This is a genomic window from Acidobacteriota bacterium, assembly GCA_003696075.1.
In the GTDB taxonomy this organism is placed as follows: domain Bacteria; phylum Acidobacteriota; class Polarisedimenticolia; order J045; family J045; genus J045.
Map to the genome: position 1 here is coordinate 1 of RFHH01000181.1, position 16,440 is coordinate 16,440.

The following is a 16,440-nucleotide window of genomic DNA, read 5'->3' on the forward strand; positions in this document are numbered from 1 at the left end:
CGATAGGCCGCAGAAGGCCGCCGGAGGGCCGCCGCGCCCAGTGCGCTCGCTCGTCGGCCCTGATCCGACGGGAGCCCCCGCGCGAATCGCCCCCGAGGTCGCCAGGACCGGTCGATCGACTCGCCGGGCTGGCCCGCGGCCCGCTCCGGTCCCCTTCCCGCCCGCCGCCCGCCGGCGGGCCGGCGGAGAGAGCCTCCCGTCCCGGTTGCGGGACGCCGCGACCCCGTCGAGACTCCCGGCGGCTCCCTGTCGGGGCCGGGAGGAACACGCGTGGCACCGGAGGCGGGCACGGCCCCACGGATCGAGTGGGAGCGGATCCGCGTGGTCGGCATCGACCTGATGGACACCCTCATCGTCGACCCGTTCCGGGAGGCGCTCGCCGAGGCGACCGGGGAGCGCATCGAGGATCTCGAGGGCCTCGTCGACCGGGGCGCTTGGCCGGCGTTCGAGCTCGGCGAGATCGACGAGGAGGGGTACGCCGCGCGCTACTTCCTGCCGGGCAGCGGCCGGACGCTCGACGCGGCGAGGCTCCGGCGGGCCCTCTTCCGGCGCTACCGGTTCGTCCCGGGGATGCGCGACCTCGCCCGGGCGATCGCCCGCGTCCGGCCGGTTCACGTGCTGTCGAACTACAGCCCCTGGTACGAAGCGATCCGCGAGCGCTTCGAGCTCGACCTCTTCGCCTCCGGACACCACCCCTCGTACGAGGTCGGAGCGCGCAAGCCCGATCCGGAGTACTTCCTCCGCGTCGCGCGTCGGATCGGCGTTCGTCCCTCGGCGATCCTGTTCGTCGATGACCGCGAACGCAACGTCCGGGGGGCGGCGAGTCTCGGGATCCCCTCGCTGAGGTTCGACAGCGCTACGCAGTTGCGCCGCGATCTGCGCCCGCTTCTCCGCGGCGCCCGGGGGTGAGCCGCGAGCGGAATCTGGCGCGGCCGCCCGCCCGGCGTCATACTCCGCCTCGAGGACCGACGGGATGGCTCGACCCAACCGACGTGTCCCGGGCTGGGCGGTCGGCCTCGTGCTCGCCGGTCTGCTGCTGATGGCGGCGGGCTGGCTGGCCGGCCGGGCCGGAGACTCCGGGAGCCAGCCGGCCGCGGCGGCGGCCGAGCAGGTGTTCTTCCGCGTCCCGGGGCTGAACTGCACCGGGTGCGAGCGCGAAGTCCGGCAGGGACTCGCCCAGCTCGATGGCGTCATCGACGTCGAGGCCTCGTTCCGGGCGCGAACGGCGCTCGTCACCTACGACCCCCGCCGGATCCGGCCCGAGGCGATCGCGAGAGCCATCAGCCGCCTCGGCTACGACGCCGTCGAGGAAGACCCGCCCGTTCTCAAGGTTTCCCGCTGAGTTCCGGCGGGATCCCCGTTTCGCGCTAGAATCCGCGCCGCGCCCGCCGCGGAGCGCGCGGTCTCGCCGCGCGCGAGGGAGGAGGAGATGCCGGACACGAACCCTGGACGGGCTGGATCGCCCGCGAACGATCCGCTTCGCCTGATCGACGTCGATCACGTCCGCTTCTACGTCGGGAACGCCAAGCAGGCGGCCTGGTACTACGCCGGCCTTTTCGGCTTCGAGATCCGGCAGCGCGCGGATCTGACGACCGGCAGCCGGGACGAGGCTTCGTACCTGCTCACCCAGGGCAACATCCGGCTGCTGTTGACGACCGGATTGCACAAGGAGCACCCCGCGTCGCTCGAGGTCCAGCGCTACGGCGACGGGGTCAAGGACGTCGCTTTCACCGTCCGCGATGCGGCCGCCGCTTTCGAGCGGGCCGTCGCCAACGGGGCCGAACCGGCCTACGAGCCGGTCGAGGAAAGCGACGAGAACGGGACCGTGGTGCGAGCGGGGATCCGGACCTACGGGCGCGTGATCCACAGCTTCGTCAGCCGCCACGGCGGCTACACTCTCGACGCGGTCCGGGAGGGAGGACGCTTCATGCCCCGGTTCGAGCCGGCGGGCGCGGAGGCGATCAACCGCCACAACCGCGAGCGTCCCTGCGGCCTCGAGTTCATCGACCACTGCGTGGGCAACGTCGAGCTCGGGAAGATGGACGAGTGGGTGCGCTGGTACGAGGAAGTGCTCGGTTTCACGCTGTTCAAGCACTTCGACGACAAGGACATCTCGACCGAGTACTCGGCGCTCATGTCGAAGGTGATGGACTCCGGATCGGGCGTGATCAAGATGCCGATCAACGAGCCCGCAGAGGGCCGCCGGAAGAGCCAGATCCAGGAATACCTCGAGTGGCACGACATGACTCCCGGGGTGCAGCATCTCGCCCTCCGCACGGGTGACGCCCTCGCCACCGTCGGGGAGCTGCGCCGGCGGGGCGTCGACTTCCTCGACGTTCCGCGCGCCTACTACGAGACGGTCTGGGACCGGGTGGGCGAGATCGCCGAGGATCGCGCAGAGGTCGAGAGGCTGGGGCTCCTGGTCGATCGAGACGACAAGGGATACCTCCTCCAGCTCTTCACCAAGCCCCTCCAGGACCGGCCGACGCTGTTCTTCGAGATCATCTGCCGCCGCGGGAGCGAATCGTTCGGCAAGGGGAACTTCAAGGCGCTGTTCGAGGCTCTGGAGATGGAGCAGGCGCGCCGGGGAAATCTCTGAGCCGTCGGGAGGCCCGCGATGCCGGTTGCGGACCGGACGCACTCCGCCGCCACCGACCGCCGGGGTGACCGCCGATCCCACCGGCCCGCCGCGGGACGGCGATGCCGCTGATCGAACCCTCGGGCTACCGCCCGCCCGTCCTGCTGCGGAATCCGCACCTGCAGACGCTGATCGGAGCCCAGCTCCGGCGGGTTCCCGGCGTCCCGTTCGCCCGCGAGCGGCTCGAGCTTCCCGACGGGGATTTCCTCGATCTCGACTGGTGGAGGCAGGGTGCGGACCGCGTCGCGATCCTCTGCCACGGCCTCGAGGGGAACTCCCGGCGGGTCTACATGCGCGGAATGGCCCGAACGCTGGCCCGCCGCGGCTGGGACGTGCTCGCCTGGAACTACCGCGGCTGCGGCGGCGAGCCGAATCGCTTGCTCCGCAGCTATCACAGCGGGGCGACCGAAGACCTCGACGCCGTCGTCCGCCGCGCGTTGCAGGCCGGATACGCCCGGGTGGCGCTCGTCGGCTTCAGCCTCGGCGGCAACCTGGTGCTGAAATACCTCGGCGAGCGGGGACGCGGCGTCGAAGCCCGGATCGCCGCTGCCGCGGCGATCTCCGCGCCGTGCGATCTCGCGGCGAGCGCCGAGGCGATGGCCCGTCCTTCGCGCCGGCCCTACATGCGATACTTCCTGCGGACCCTGGCGCGAAAGGTCCGGGAAAAGTCGCGGCGCTTCCCCGGAGCGATCGATCCGAGGGCTCTTCGAGGCGTGCGGACGTTCCGCGAGTTCGACGGCTTGTACACCGCACCGGTCCACGGCTTCGCGTCGGCGGAGGACTACTGGAGGCGCGCGAGTTCCCTCCACGTCCTTCCCGACCTCGCCGTTCCGTCTCTCCTGCTCAACGCGCGGGACGATCCTTTCCTGGCCGGTGGGTGCTACCCGTCCGATCTGGCGCGCGGGCACTCTTTCCTCCATGCGGAGTTTCCGCGGCACGGCGGCCATGTCGGCTTCGTCAGCTTCGGCCACGGAGGGGAGTTCTGGTCGGAGTCGAGGGTGGCGGCGTTCCTCGACCGGCCCGGATCGGCCGGACGATCCTGCGACCTGCCGGCCGCGCCGGTGCTCCGATGATCGTTTCGCTTGGCCCGCCGGGCCGGCAGGCGGCGGTGCGCCGCGGCGGCGCGGCTTTCCGCGGCCGTGTGTCGGCGGAACGGTCGCAGCGGGGGCGGCGACCGGCACGGCTTCTCGCCGTGCTGCTGGCGTGGTCGTTCCTTTCCGCGGCCGCGGCCGCGCCGGAGGGGCTCCCGGGAAGCCCCGTGTACTCGCGCGCCGAGCTGGTCGAGGAAATCGGCGGGACGGTGGAGTGGCGGTGGCGCTCCGTGGTGCACCTCGAGCTGCCGCAGCCGGACTGCGAGCGCGGAGCCTTCCGGTGCCGCCGGGACGCCGTCTACGGGCAGCTGATCGGGTTCTCCTTCCGGCAGGAGGTCGAACGGGAACCCGCTACCGGGGAACGCGGCGAGTCCGCCGCCAGGGGGCGGCTTCTGATCGCCGCCGACCTCGATCCGGAAGATGCGCTCGCCCTCGAGGACGCCCTCCTTTCGCATCTTCGGGCGTTGACCGCGCCCGACTTCGCCAGGCCGTTCGCCGGGATGGCCTTCCCCCGGGAACCGCTCTCGGCCGAGGCGTTCGCCTCGTCGGCACTCCCCGTCTGGATCTGCCGTGTGACCGGGGACGAGACGGTGGCCGACATCCTCGTCTTCGGCGAGCGGCGCAACCGGTTCTTCAGCAGGCCCGGGCCGCTCGCGGCCGAGGCGTGCGGGGTGATGGCCGAGGCGGTGTCGGAGGCCGCTCCGCGGACGATCCGGACCGGCAGGCTCGCGCGGGTGGTTCGCCGCCGTGACGTGACGCTGGAGGAGGGCTCGAGCCTCGAAGCTGCGTTCTGGTCGGACGCGCTGGCGGAACTGCCCGGCGCGATCGCGTTCGGCAAGCGGGAGGTCGGAGACCGGCCGACGGGATCGATCCTCGACTGGAAGGGGCGCACGCTCGTCGCCCGGGAGGGGCGCTACCACGGCGTCGAGCGCACGCTGCGGGCGGGACCGGCCGCGCTCGACCTGGCCGGCCGGCCGCTGTGGGCGGCCCGCTGGCGCTTCGAAACGCGCCTCGAGCGGTTCGGTGCCCACCCGTCCGCCGATGCGGTGGAGGTCTCGTCGCTGCTGGTGGCGGCGGTCCCGATCCGCGATCCGCTGATGGATCGGGAGACCGCCAGCCGGACCCCCCTTTGGGTGCCCGCCCGCGAGCTCGTCGATCGAGCCGTCCGGAGAATCGACTCCGCCGCCGCCCCCGGTCCGCGGCAAGTGCTCGAAGCGCTGGCCGACCCCTCGCTCTGGCCCGCCGCCGGCGATTGGCTGCTCGTAGCCTGCCGGGAGGACGGAACCGCGCGGTACGCGATCGCACCGGCCGCCCCCGAGGTCGAGGTCGAAAACGCGGGCGAGGTCTGCGCCGCCGCGGAAGAGGTGCTGGCCCCGGCCGGACGCTGAAATCCGGCCGGTGCCGCCCTTCCGCGGCTCCGGGGCGGCCGCGCGCCGGCGGGGGCGCATCCGCGGTCCGGCGGACCCCGGTCCTTGCCGTCGAGAACGAGGCGCATTCCCGGCGGCGAGCGTTTTTCCGGCCATCCCCTCGACTCGTGGCGATCGGCCGGCTCCGGCGAGCTCCGGAAGCGCTTTCTGACCGATGCCGGTCGTTTCCCCGTCGGTCGGACGGCGGATCGCACCGTCCAGGGGGCACGTCCCGTCGGTGAAGCGGGGAGAGGGGATCGGGCCCGAGCGAAGGGCCGCCGGTGGCCGCAACTTCCTCGGGGGCAAGGAATCGGCCGGCGCGACGCGCCGTCGCGGATGCACCTTGCCGCTGCGAGGTTCGAGGGCGGCCGGCCCCGCGGCCGGGGTGCCGGGCTGCTGTCGAGCCCGGAGGTTCCCGAGGACGGAGATGTCAGGCTACGCCCGGCGTCCCCTGTCCGGAAAGGAGCGCGATTTGCGACCGGCGGCCCTCATCGCGGCGGTTGCCGCCGGAGCGATTCCCGCGGCCGGCGGGGAAGACGCCCCGCGAACGGCGGAAGCGGCGCGGGCCGAGTTCGACCGCTGCGCGGCGATCGACTCGGCGGACGGGCGGCTCGCCTGCTACGACGGGCTGGCGGAGCGGTGGCATCTCCAGCGGGAACGGATCGCGCTCGGCGCTTGGAAGACGGAGACGCTCTACTCGAGCGCCGACGGGTCCTGGTCGCTTCGCGCGGCCATCCCCACCGAAGAGGACGAGAAGGCCGCGGGGCCGCCGACGGTCAGGATGATCTGGACGTGCGATCGCGGGTCGGGCGGCGTGCGGATCGAAGGCGGCCTCGGTGTGCGCCAGGCGGCGCTTCTGCCATGGAAGGCCGATGGGAAGGATGCCCGCACGTACGAGTTCGTCCCTGTTCCCGGCGGCCTCACGGCCACGGACCCTGCGGCGACTCTCGACTATTTGTCGGATGCCCGGCGCGTGCGGATCGCGATCCAGGAGGGCGGCGGGGAAAGGCGGGAGCTGTCCTTCCGCGTGGCTCCTGGGGTCAACGCGCTGATCGACGCGATGCGGAAGTGCGGCACGAAGATGGAGCCTAAGTCGTGGGGGCTCGCCGCGCTCGTCGATCCCAGCCGGCTCTCGCCTCCGCGCGCCGTGCACAAGGTGATGCCGGAGTACCCCGAGGTCGCCCGCAAGACATCCGAAGAGGGCAAGGTCGTTCTCCTGTGCAGCGTCGCGACCGATGGAACGCTCCGGGTCCTGAGGGTCTTGAACGCGCCCGTGCTCGACCGGGGAATGGTCGAGGCGGCCGCCGCAGCGGTCTCGCAGTGGCGGTACGAGCCGGCGAGGCTGGACGGTGCCCCGTTCGAGATGACCATCGCCGTCGTGGTCCGCTTCGTGCTGGACCGGCGGTAGGCCCGGCCGCCGTTCTCCCCCACTCTACGGGCAGGCCGAGACGGGGGTCCTTCCCGCGCCGAGGGGCGACTCGCCGGCGCAATTCCGTCCGGTGACGACGTGGAAGAACGATCCTCCGGGCGGCGGGAGGGCGCCGTCGTCCTGGGTCGAGGTCGTCGGGATGCCGTTCTGGAAGCAGGCGAGATCGGTCGCGTCCGGCGAGCTGCCCCGGTAGACGTTGTAGGTGTCGGCTCCGGGGATCGGATCCCAGCTCAGATCGGCCACCGTCCCGCTCGACCGCGACAGCATGAGCCCCGTGCCCTCGGAGGGAACGGCCGCGCCGCAGGCGGAGCAGTCGATCACCGTCACGTCGTCGACGGCCGCCTCGACGATCGACCCCGCCCCCTCGTCCGCAGCGATGAACCTCAGCCGGACGTTCGCCGTCGGGGTGACGAAGTCGGCCACCCGGAAGCTGTGGTAGATCCAGCCGCCGACGGTATCCGGTCCCGTGGGACCGACCGTCTCGACGTTGACCCAGGTCGCTCCGCCGTCGTTGGACACGTCGACGGTGAACACGTCTTCCCCGGGGGACGAACCCTTGTCGTTGGAGTACCAGCGCCAGTAGCCGATCGTCGGGTCCGACATCCCGGAAAGATCGAAGACGGGCGAGAAGAGCGTCGTGCGGCCGTCATCGACGTCGTTCTCGCCGATGCTCCCGCCGGGCGAGCCCTGGCCGGTGACCCAGCAGTAGACGCCGTTCGGCGTGTGGTCGTCCTCGGGCTGCGCTTCGGTTCCGATCGGATCGACGCGCTCCCAGATTCCGGTGGTGGCGGTGTCGGACGGATCCCCGACGGTCCAGCCCTCGTCGGTTTCGACGTCGAGCGTCACGTCGCACTCGTCGGGCCGGCCGTCCGAGTTGCAGTCGGCCGAATCTCCCGAGGAGATGTCGCACTCGTCGGGAACGAAATTCAGGTTGCAGTCGAAGCTGGTCCCGGAGGACAGATCGCAGCCGTCGGCGATGCCGTTCCCGTTGCAGTCGGGCTCGCACTCGTCCGGGATGCCGTTGGCGTTGCAGTCGGCGCTGTTCCCGCCGGGGCCGACGTCGAGGGAGTCGTGGGCGCCGTTGGCATTGCAGTCGCCGACGCGGAGGAAGTAGACATCCTGCTCGCCGTTGAAGGTGGCTGCATAGGCGACCGCCGCCCCGTCGGCGTCCGATCTCATGTGGTAGTAGTCCCCGATCTTGTTCTGCTGGGGATGCCCGATCGTCGAGTCGAACGCGGGGCTGACCGGGATCCCCGCCGACCACGTCTCTCCGTGGTCGGTGGAGTAGGCGTAGTACAGCTCGGAGATCACCCCCGAGGGATCGCTGCGCGTGTCGTTCCAGACCACGTCGAGGCGCCCGTCGGGCGCCACCGAGAGCGTTCCGAACCACTGGTAGCTGGTGCCCGTCGGATCGTCGTCGACCTGGATCGGCGCCGACCAGGTCTGCCCGCCGTCGGTACTGCGGACGAGGTGCACCGACATCGGATCGGCGCCGGGAGGATCCACCGAGGCGAGGACGTAGACATAGCCGCGCGAGGGACCGTTCGAACGGTCCACGGCCACCCAGACCTGGCCGAGGAGCCCGCCGGGGTTCGGCGTCCCGCCGCTGCTCGTGGTGCCGCCCAAGTCGATCGACTTCGCCAGCTCGAACTTCGGAGAGCCGTTCGTTCCATCCTTGAGGCTGTCGGAGCGCAGGATCACGTGGCCCGTCGCCGAGAGGTTCGCTCCCGTGAAATAGACCTCGGCGTCGGGCCCGACGGCGATCGTTCCCCACTTCGGGCGGAAGTTCACCGGGCTGGCCCAAGGGCCCTGATAGGTGTAGCCGCCGTCGATCGAGCGCCCGTGGTCGGTGCCGGGGGCGCAGCAGGTGAACTGCGAGTTCCAGATCGGGTACAAGAATCCATCCGACGGCAAACCGGTCGTGTCGACCGTGAGCCAGTTCTTGTCGCCTCCCTGCGCGGGGATCGGTCCCTCCCACGTCACGCCCTTGTCGCGCGAGATGAACATCTCGGCATTGGTGGTGGAGGAGAGGGAGTAGTAGTAGAAGACCCCGTTGCTGTCGGCGTCGAGCACCGGGTCGCTGCGGAACTGCCCCGGTTCGAGTACACCGGGAAAGGTCCAGGTCTTCCCCCCGTCGTGGCTGTAGGCATACCCCGCCTGGCGAAAGCTCGATCCGACGTCGTCGAACTGCCGCCACCCGATGACGATGTTGTTCGGGTCGGTGGGGTCGATCGCGATCGACGGCTCGTTGGCGGCGTCCCCGACGATGTTGTTGCCGGCGGCGTCCACGTTCACCTGGACGCTCGTGAAGTTCCCGCGCGTCACCTGCGCAGCGGCGCTCGTCGTCCGCTCGCTGCGCGGCGGGGGTGGCGTTTCCGGCGGCGGGACCGGGACCTCGAGGTGTCCCGGCCGGGGACGCGTCTCGCCGCCCGTTCCCGCCGGCGGTGTGCCGGCCCACGACGGCGCGACGAGCGATGCCACGACGATCACACGGACGACCGGACCGCGAACCTCTCTCATCGGACCCTCGCAGCGAGACGAAGCCCTCGCCTGACCGGTCAGATACCGGGGGGATGGCCCGGAGGCAACCGCGCCTTGGCGGCGAGGTCGCGAGCGGCTCCGCGAGCGGGACGAGCGGCCCGTTCCGTCCGGGTCGATCGAAAGGCGACAGCGGGATCCGGATGGAGAGGAGGCCGTTCCCCGCGCCCGAGGTGGGCGTCGGGGCCGGGGCGGACAGGGCACGATCGATGCCCCGCAGCTTTCGGGGCGCACCGGATGGTGCGAGCCGCGCTTCGGCTTCTCGAGAAGCGGCGAGCTTGGACGATGACCGCGCGGCCGGATGGCGCGCGGCGCCGCAGCCCGCTCGCGGGCCGCGGGTTCGATCGAGCGACGCACCTTGTCGAATGCACGTCGCGCCCGGCGGCGATGGAGCAGGGCCTTCCCGGACTCCCGCTCCGTGCGGGCCCTGCGCCCCGCCGCGGCGGAACCGGTCCCGCGCGGCATCCGTGCCGCCGCGAGGATGCCGGCGATCACCGGGCTCCTCCGCGCCGCCAGCCGCAGGGCCGGGGCGCCCACGGGCGGCCGGGCCCGGGCATCCCCGGAGAGCCGGGCTACCCCGGCCGGGGAACCGGGGCTAACCTTCAGGGCGATGCGCACTTGGAAGGCGGGTGATCGGCTCACGCACCGGTTCAACCCCGAACTCGGCCCGGGGGAGGTGATCGCCGTCGAGGGCCGGACGATCCTGGTGCGCTTCGCCGGGGCGGACGAGCCGGTGCGGCTGGCCGCGGCGTCGGACGCGCTCGTTCCGTTCGTCCCCGGTCCCGGGACGGAGGCCCGGCTGGGCCGCCGGCCGGTCCGAGTCGCCGGGGTGCTGGCGGACGGCCGGTGTGCCCTCGAGGACGGGACGGTCGTCGCGGCCGAGGAGCTCTGGCCGGAGTCGGGAGGCGGGTCGCTCGTGGACCGCCTGGCGCGGGGAGAGGTCGACCCGATCGACGACCTCGCCAACCGCATCGACGCCCTGCACCTGCAAAACCTGCGGCAGGCGGACGGCCTGGGGTCGTTCCTCGGCGGCCGGATCGAGATCTACCCGCACCAGCTCCACTGCGCCGAGCGCGCGGTCCGCCAGGATCCGGTCCGCTGGCTCCTGGCGGACGAGGTCGGACTCGGAAAGACGGTCGAGGCCTGCCTGATCGCCAGCCACCTGATCCGGACGCGCAGGGTGTCCCGCGTTCTGGTCGTCGCTCCCGAGACTCTCACCATCCAGTGGCTCGGCGAGCTGTGGCGCAAGTTCCACCAGGTCTTCGTCCTGATGGACGACAAGCGGCTTCGCGACGTCGAGCGGGAGCACGGGCGCGCGTTCAATCCGTTCGAGGCGCACCAGCGGATGATCGTCGCGCTCGAGCTGCTGGTCGGCGACCGGCGGCTCGCCGAGCTGGCGGCCTCGGCCGGATTCGATCTGCTCGTGGTGGACGAGGCGCATCGCCTCCGGAGGCCGCCCGGCCACCCCGGGAACCCGGCGTACCGGACGGTGGCTCCCCTCGCGAGGGCGACCCGCCACGTGCTCCTGCTCACGGCCACCCCGCTCGAGGACGACGCGCACGGCTTTTTCCGGCTGCTCCAACTGCTCAGGCCGGATGAGTTTCCGGAGGAGATCGACGTGGCCCAGCGCCTGGCCGCGCGCCGGCCGCTGCCTCCCTGCACCAGCGCCACGCGTCGCGCCGACCTGGGAGGGCTCGCGCCGCGCGTGCCGCGGCCGGTGGATCTGCCGGACGGGCACGGGTGGCGCGAGGTGGAGCGGCTGCTGGGGGCTCTCCGGTCCCGGCCGCCGCGTCACGAGGTCGAGCGGCGGACCCTCGCGTCCCGGATCGAGGCTGCGCTGTCGTCGGGTCCGGCCCTCGAGGCGCGCCTTCCCGCTGACGCCGCGCACCTGCGGCGCCTCGCGCGAGCCGCGGCCCGCGAGGATCCGCGGATCGTCTGGCTCGCCGACCAGGCGCGCCGGTGGCGAGAGGCGGGCGAGAAGGCGCTCGTCTTCGTCGCGCACCGGGAGACGCTCGAGTGGATCAGGGAGGAGCTCAGCCGGCGCGCCCAGATCCCGACCTCCGCGTTCCACGAACAGCTCGGCGCGGCGCAACGCGATCTCGAGGTCGCGCGTTTTCGGAGGTCTTCGGGGCCCCCGATTCTCGTTTCCACCGAATGCGGCGGGGAGGGGAGGAATTTCCAGTTCTGCACGCGGATCGTCCTGTTCGACCTTCCCTGGAACCCTCAGGTCGTCGAACAGCGCATCGGCCGCCTCGACCGCATCGGGCGCCGGGATCCGGTGGAGATCGTCTACTTCCGCCCCCCGGGCGGCCTCGGTGCGTCGATCGTCCGCCTCTACGAGCGGCTCGGGCTCTTCGAGCGGCCGGCCGGCGGCCTGGTCCGCGAATTGTCCCCCGTCGCCACCGCGATCGCGCAGGCCGCCGTCACCGGCTGCGACGAGATCGAACCGGCGCTCGTCGAGCGCCTCGCGCGCCGCGCGCACGGGGCACGGAGCCGGATCGAGGCGGCGGCCTTCCGCGAGCTGCACCGCGAGCCTTACCGCCCGGAGCTGGCCGGCGGGATCCTCCGCCGCGTTCCCGCGGAACTCGAGTCTCTCACGCAGGAGGTCATTCTCTCCGCCTGCGAGCGCCTCGGATTCGAGGTGGAGCCGCTGCGAGACGGACGCAGCTGGTCGATCCGCCTCGGAACCCGTGCCGCGGTGGAGTCGCTGCCCGGGGTCCCGTCCGGGTCGGAGTTCACCGGGACGTTCGACCGGTCGGAGGCGGTGGTCCGCGAGCACGAAGACTTCTTCGCCTCCGGCCACCCGCTCGTCGAGGGAGTGCTGGCGGAGATTCTGGACGGCCCGCGGGGGCGGGTCGGGCTGATTCACGTTTCGGGACAGGGGGAGCGGGGGTTCGGGCTCCTCGCGTTCTACCGCCGCGGAAGCGGCTTCGTGGGCGTCGCGGTCGACAACCAGGGCCGCCGGCGGCCCGATTGGGTGGCCCGGTTCGGCGGGCCGCCGCTCCGCTCGCGCCGGGTCGACGCCCGGGACTGGGTGCGGCGGCCGGCGTGGGAACCGACCATCCGGCGGCTCGCGGCGATGCTCCCCGACGACATGGGCCCGCCGGTCGCGCTGGCGGCGCTCCGCGTCGGGTGACCGCGGTTTCCGGTCAGCGGTGCGCTTCGAGGTAGCGCCGCGTCTCCTCGGCCACGACCCCGCTCAGGAGGAGCAATCCGACCAGGTTCGGCAGCGCCATGAGCCCGTTCATCACGTCGGAGATCGACCAGACGAAATCGAGGCTTCTCACCGCGCCGACGAAGCACGCCGCCACGAAGAGGACGCGGTAGGGAAGCACCGCTCGCGGGCCGAGCAGGTACTCGATGCTCTTCTCGCCGTAGTAGCTCCAGCCCAGGATCGTGGAGAAGGCGAACATCGCCAGGCAGAGGGCCACGATCCAGGCGCCGGACTCCCCCGGCAGCGCGGTGCGGAAGGCGTGCTGGGTCAGCGGGGCGCCGTTGAGTCCCGTCTTCCACGCCCCCGTCACGATGATGGCCAGCCCGGTGAGCGAGCAGACGACGATCGTGTCGATGAAGGTCTGGGTCATCGACACGAGAGCCTGACGGGCGGGCTCCCGCGTCTGGGCGGCGGCGGCGGCGATGCCTGCCGATCCCAGCCCCGACTCGTTGGAGAAGATGCCGCGCGCCACGCCGAATCGGATCGCCTCCCGCACGGCGGTCCCGGCGAATCCTCCCGCGGCGGCCGTCCCGGAGAACGCCCCGCCCAGCACGAGTGCCAAAGCCGCAGGAAGGTGCGGCAGGTTGACCAGGATGACGAAGCCGGAGCCGAGCATGTAGGCTCCGATCATCAAGGGGACGAAGACGCCGGTGAAGCGGCCGATCGACCGGATCCCCCCGAGGATCACCGCCGCGGCGGCGGCCGTGACGAGGGCGCCGGTCACCCACGGCGGCAGGCCGAAAGCGTCGTGGAGCGAGGAGGCCATCGAGTTGGCCTGCACCATGTTCCCGATCCCGAACGCGGCGCAGGCGGCGAACAGGGCGAAAAGCCACCCGAGGGCTCGACCGATCCACGGCCACGGAATCCCGCGCGCCAGGTAGTACATCGGCCCGCCGCACTGCTCCCCGCGGATGTCGGTGTCCCGGTACTTCACCGACAGCAGCGCTTCCGAATACTTCGTCGCCATGCCGAGCACGCCGGTGACCCACATCCAGAAGAGGGCTCCCGGACCGCCGAGAGCGATGGCGGTCGCGACGCCGACGATGTTCCCGGTGCCCACCGTCGCGGCGAGTGCGGTCATCAGCGCCTCGAAGTGCGAGATGTCCCCCTCGGCGCCCTCTTCGCGGCGCACGACGAGCGCCAGCCAGAGGGAGTGCCCGAGGGTGGTGAACTGAAGCCCTCGCAGGCGAAACGTCAGCCAGATGCCCGTGAGCAGCAGAAGGGGGATGAGCAGGAGCGGGCCCCAGACGAAGTCCGAGGCGGCCTTGACGAGTTCGGTGGCACGCTCCGCCACGGCGATCCTCCCGCTGGGACGGCGCCGCGTCCCGGCCCGTGCGTGGCAAAGGCGGATCAGGATATCGCTTCCCGCCGGGCCGGTGCGGACGCGATCTCCTTCGACGACCGCGAACAGGTCCGGGGCGCGCTCGCCGCCGCCTGACGGGGGCCAGCGGCGGTGAGGCGGCTCTCCGGGCAGGACCGGCTCGGCGAGTCCGCTCGTCACAGAACCGAAGTCCTGCTTCGATCGTGCGCAGCGCCGGTCAAAGGGGTGACTCGTCGAGACTTTTGGCGGTCGACCGCCGATGGGGCGCTCCACCGCGGCAGCCGATCGGCGCGGAGCGAGTTCGGTGCGAAAACGCCCCGTCGGAAAGGCACCAAAAAGAACGGCGCCCCCGGTGCCGGGGGCGCCGCCGTCCCGGTTCCGTTTTCGCTCAGCCCTGCGAGCGCTTCACGTGGCTGGCCTGGAGCCCCTTCGGACCCTGGGTCACCTCGAACTCGACAACTTCACCCTCGTTGAGCGACTTGAACCCGGAACCCTCGATCGCCGTGTGGTGCACGAAAACATCCGTCCCGTCTTCCTGACGGATGAAACCGTAACCCTTGGCGTCGTTGAACCACTTCACGGTACCGCGTGCCATGACTCGCTGACCTCACTCGCTCGGAACACCACACAGCGCTCGCAAGCGACAGCGGCGGGACTCTCCGGCCGCCCCGGTGGAAACCGCTTCCACCGACGGATTGAAGCGGCGTGCGCGGAACCTCCCGCCAGATGATCGTTTCACCGGGCGATTATCGGCCCGCTCCGGCCGGGGCGACAAGCGCGGCTATTCGCTGCTCTTTCGCCGGGAGCCGGTTTCCTGCGCTCCCGGCGCGGTTTCCGCCGGGGAAGCGGGAATCGGCAGGTCGAACAGCAAGGCCCGGACGAACTGTACCGGCGGCGATCCGAAGGAGAGCAGCCGGTCGTGGTATCGGCGCTGGTCGAAGGCGTCCCCCCACCGGCGCTCCGCCTCGCGCCGCAGGTCGGCGTGGCCCAGGTAGCCGACGAAGTACGTCGAGAGCTGGACCGCGGTAAGTTGGGCGCGCCGCCACTTCCCCTCCGCCTCGCTCTTCTCCTGGAACGCCGTCTCCACCATGAGGCGCATCGCTTCCTCGCGGGTCATACCGGAGGTGTGGACGCCCTGGTCGATGAGGGCGTTGACGATGACGCGGAGGTACCACTTGCGGTTCACCAGCTTCGTCAGCGGGTCGTCGTCCGGAAAGCCGGCGTCCGCCATCAGCTTCTCGGCGTAGACGGCCCATCCCTCGATGAAGGGACCGGAGGCGAGGACGGCACGGAGCCTGGAGGGGTACCGGTTGGCGCGGGCGAGCTGGAGATAGTGGCCGGGCATCGCCTCGTGGACGGTCAGCTCGGCCATGGAGATCAGGTTGTACTCCCGGAGGAACGACCGGACCTGTTCGTCGGTCCACCCGGCGGGAAGCGGCGCGACGGCGAAGAAGGTCTTCTGCCCGACGTCGAGGGGACCGGGGGCGTCGCAGTAGGCCACCGCCACGCCCCGCTGGTACTCCGGCATCACGATGATCTCCACGGGATCCTCCGGGAGGCTCACCAGGCCGTGTTCGCGGACGAATGCGGTGGCGCGGTCGAGCATGCGCTGCGCCGTCTCGACGAGGGCGTCCTTGTCCGGGAGCTGCCGGTACGCAACCTCCAGCGCCGCCCGGATGATCGCCTGCTTGTACGCCTCGCTCGGATTCTCGGGGAACTCGGTGTAGGGATAAAGGCGCGCGTACACCTGCCGCGCGAGCCCGTACATCTCCTCGCGCACCCGGGCGAGCTCGGCCTCGGCCCGCGAGCGGATCTCCTCGCGGCCGAGGGGCGAGAAGAGCGTGTGCCTCAGCTTGGCGTCGAACAGCGCGGGGCCGAGCCGGAAGTCGCCCGAGGCCGCTGGGACCAGTTCCTCCTCGAGCCATCGCTGGTGGCGGCGGATGGCCTCCCGCGCGCTCTCGAGGGCGCGCTCCAGCCGCCGGCGGGACGGGCCCTCCAGCGCATCCAGACGGGGCCGAACCATCTCGTCCAGCACCGCCAGCAATCCCTCGGTTTGCCGCGCCGCCGTTTCCGCGTGGACGCGCGGAACGCGGGCCGGGTCGAGGGCGGCCCGCACCTGTTCGAAAAACCGCGGCAGAGCCAAAAGGCGCGCGGCGGCGCTCTCCAGCCGCCGGGGAAGCGGGGCGAAGTCACGCGCCATCAGCCCGTAGATCGCGCTTCCGGCGAGTCTCGTGTACAGGAGGGGATTCCAGGCCCACTCCTGCAAGGTTTCGAGTTCGAACAGCTCGCTGCGCAGCGCGTGCTCCAAGAGCGCCGCGTCGACCTGCCGGTCCCGTGAGAGGGCGCGGCGGTCGATCCGTGCGAGCCGCCCGAGGAACTCCCGTGCGAACGCCGCCCGCGCCCGCCGCGCCTCGGGGGAGACGTCGTCCAACTCGGAGTCGACGCGGTGATCCCCCAGGAGGGTCGCGCCGACGGGGGAGAGCGCCGGCATCCGGTCCAGGTACTCGGACGCCAGACGGTCGAAGCGCTCGTCGTCGCTCGACGCCGACCAGGCGGGGACCTTGAGGGCCACGACGAAAACGATCGAACCGATCAGAGCTTTCCCGAACAATGGACCTTCCTCCGCGCCCCCCGTCGAGCTCCGCCAGCATACCGGCCCTTGCCGTCGCCGGCCGAGAGCCTCCGGACCTCGCTCAAGTCGGGCGTGCGGGGGCCGATGCGTGCCGAGAGCCCTTCCCGCCGGCAGCAGGGCCCCCGGGTGGCGTCCGGATCGCCGGGGGAGGGGCCGCCGGAGCGAGCCCAT

12 protein-coding genes are annotated in these 16,440 nt (G+C 71.6%); 7 read left to right on the top strand and 5 right to left on the bottom strand.

The features are described from left to right. The first annotated feature begins 270 nt into the window (after nucleotides 1-270). The 4 genes from D6718_12000 to D6718_12015 all read left to right on the top strand — a co-directional run bounded on the left by D6718_12000 (nucleotide 271) and on the right by D6718_12015 (nucleotide 3,711). Nucleotides 271-909 carry a haloacid dehalogenase gene (locus D6718_12000; protein RMG43514.1) on the top strand — a complete coding sequence of 213 codons (639 nt, stop codon included), beginning with the start codon at nucleotides 271-273 and terminating at the stop codon, nucleotides 907-909. Nucleotides 910-973: 64 nt separating this feature from the next. Further along, entirely contained in the window at nucleotides 974-1,342 is a 369-nt protein-coding gene (locus D6718_12005; protein ID RMG43515.1) for a heavy-metal-associated domain-containing protein, read from the top strand. A gap of 87 nt (nucleotides 1,343-1,429) precedes the next feature. Beyond that, entirely contained in the window at nucleotides 1,430-2,599 is a 1,170-nt protein-coding gene (hppD, locus tag D6718_12010) for a 4-hydroxyphenylpyruvate dioxygenase (protein ID RMG43516.1), read from the top strand. A gap of 101 nt (nucleotides 2,600-2,700) precedes the next feature. Next, nucleotides 2,701-3,711, top strand: a complete 1,011-nt coding sequence (locus D6718_12015) for an alpha/beta fold hydrolase (GenBank protein ID RMG43517.1) — start codon at nucleotides 2,701-2,703, stop codon at nucleotides 3,709-3,711. Nucleotides 3,712-4,080: 369 nt separating this feature from the next. Here D6718_12015 and D6718_12020 read toward each other — a convergent pair whose 3' ends face one another. Next, nucleotides 4,081-4,281: a hypothetical protein gene (locus tag D6718_12020; GenBank protein ID RMG43518.1), complete on the bottom strand. Its 201-nt coding sequence runs from the start codon at nucleotides 4,279-4,281 to the stop codon at nucleotides 4,081-4,083. Here D6718_12020 and D6718_12025 point away from each other — a divergent pair. Continuing rightward, nucleotides 4,230-5,117: a hypothetical protein gene (locus D6718_12025; GenBank protein RMG43519.1), complete on the top strand. Its 888-nt coding sequence runs from the start codon at nucleotides 4,230-4,232 to the stop codon at nucleotides 5,115-5,117. The two genes, D6718_12020 and D6718_12025, sit on opposite strands and share 52 nt — an antisense overlap. Nucleotides 5,118-5,310: 193 nt before the next feature. Further along, on the top strand, nucleotides 5,311-6,543 hold the full coding sequence (locus D6718_12030; GenBank protein RMG43520.1) for an energy transducer TonB: 1,233 nt from the start codon (nucleotides 5,311-5,313) through the stop codon (nucleotides 6,541-6,543). 24 nt (nucleotides 6,544-6,567) lie between these two features. Here the strand turns inward: D6718_12030 and D6718_12035 are convergent, their stop codons facing one another. After that, a complete protein-coding gene (locus tag D6718_12035; GenBank protein RMG43521.1) occupies nucleotides 6,568-9,597 on the bottom strand; it encodes an exo-alpha-sialidase in 3,030 nt (1,009 codons plus the stop codon). A 115-nt stretch (nucleotides 9,598-9,712) separates the two neighbouring features. On the opposite strand from D6718_12035, the gene D6718_12040 reads away from it, so the two are divergent. Then, entirely contained in the window at nucleotides 9,713-12,238 is a 2,526-nt protein-coding gene (locus D6718_12040; GenBank protein RMG43522.1) for a hypothetical protein, read from the top strand. Between the two features lie 13 nt (nucleotides 12,239-12,251). Here D6718_12040 and D6718_12045 read toward each other — a convergent pair whose 3' ends face one another. The 3 genes from D6718_12045 to D6718_12055 form a co-directional block, all read right to left on the bottom strand. After that, nucleotides 12,252-13,610: a sodium:alanine symporter family protein gene (locus D6718_12045; GenBank protein RMG43540.1), complete on the bottom strand. Its 1,359-nt coding sequence runs from the start codon at nucleotides 13,608-13,610 to the stop codon at nucleotides 12,252-12,254. Between the two features lie 415 nt (nucleotides 13,611-14,025). Beyond that, nucleotides 14,026-14,232 (bottom strand): cold-shock protein, encoded by a 207-nt coding sequence (locus D6718_12050; protein RMG43523.1) that lies wholly within the window; start codon nucleotides 14,230-14,232, stop codon nucleotides 14,026-14,028. A 186-nt stretch (nucleotides 14,233-14,418) separates the two neighbouring features. Then, nucleotides 14,419-16,440, bottom strand: coding sequence for a DUF885 domain-containing protein (locus D6718_12055; protein RMG43524.1), 2,022 nt, complete (start codon nucleotides 16,438-16,440; stop codon nucleotides 14,419-14,421).

What these genes read in the sequence shown, in the direction of transcription:
- D6718_12005 (RMG43515.1), top strand. Translation starts at nt 974, where the DNA reads ATGGCTCGACCCAACCGACGTGTCCCGGGCTGGGCGGTCGGCCTCGTG.
- hppD (RMG43516.1), top strand. Translation starts at nt 1,430, where the DNA reads ATGCCGGACACGAACCCTGGACGGGCTGGATCGCCCGCGAACGATCCG.
- D6718_12015 (RMG43517.1), top strand. Translation starts at nt 2,701, where the DNA reads ATGCCGCTGATCGAACCCTCGGGCTACCGCCCGCCCGTCCTGCTGCGG.
- D6718_12025 (RMG43519.1), top strand. Translation starts at nt 4,230, where the DNA reads ATGGCCTTCCCCCGGGAACCGCTCTCGGCCGAGGCGTTCGCCTCGTCG.
- D6718_12030 (RMG43520.1), top strand. Translation starts at nt 5,311, where the DNA reads ATGCCGGTCGTTTCCCCGTCGGTCGGACGGCGGATCGCACCGTCCAGG.
- D6718_12040 (RMG43522.1), top strand. Translation starts at nt 9,713, where the DNA reads ATGCGCACTTGGAAGGCGGGTGATCGGCTCACGCACCGGTTCAACCCC.
- D6718_12050 (RMG43523.1), bottom strand. Translation starts at nt 14,232, where the DNA reads ATGGCACGCGGTACCGTGAAGTGGTTCAACGACGCCAAGGGTTACGGT.
- D6718_12055 (RMG43524.1), bottom strand. Translation starts at nt 16,440, where the DNA reads ATGGGCTCGCTCCGGCGGCCCCTCCCCCGGCGATCCGGACGCCACCCG.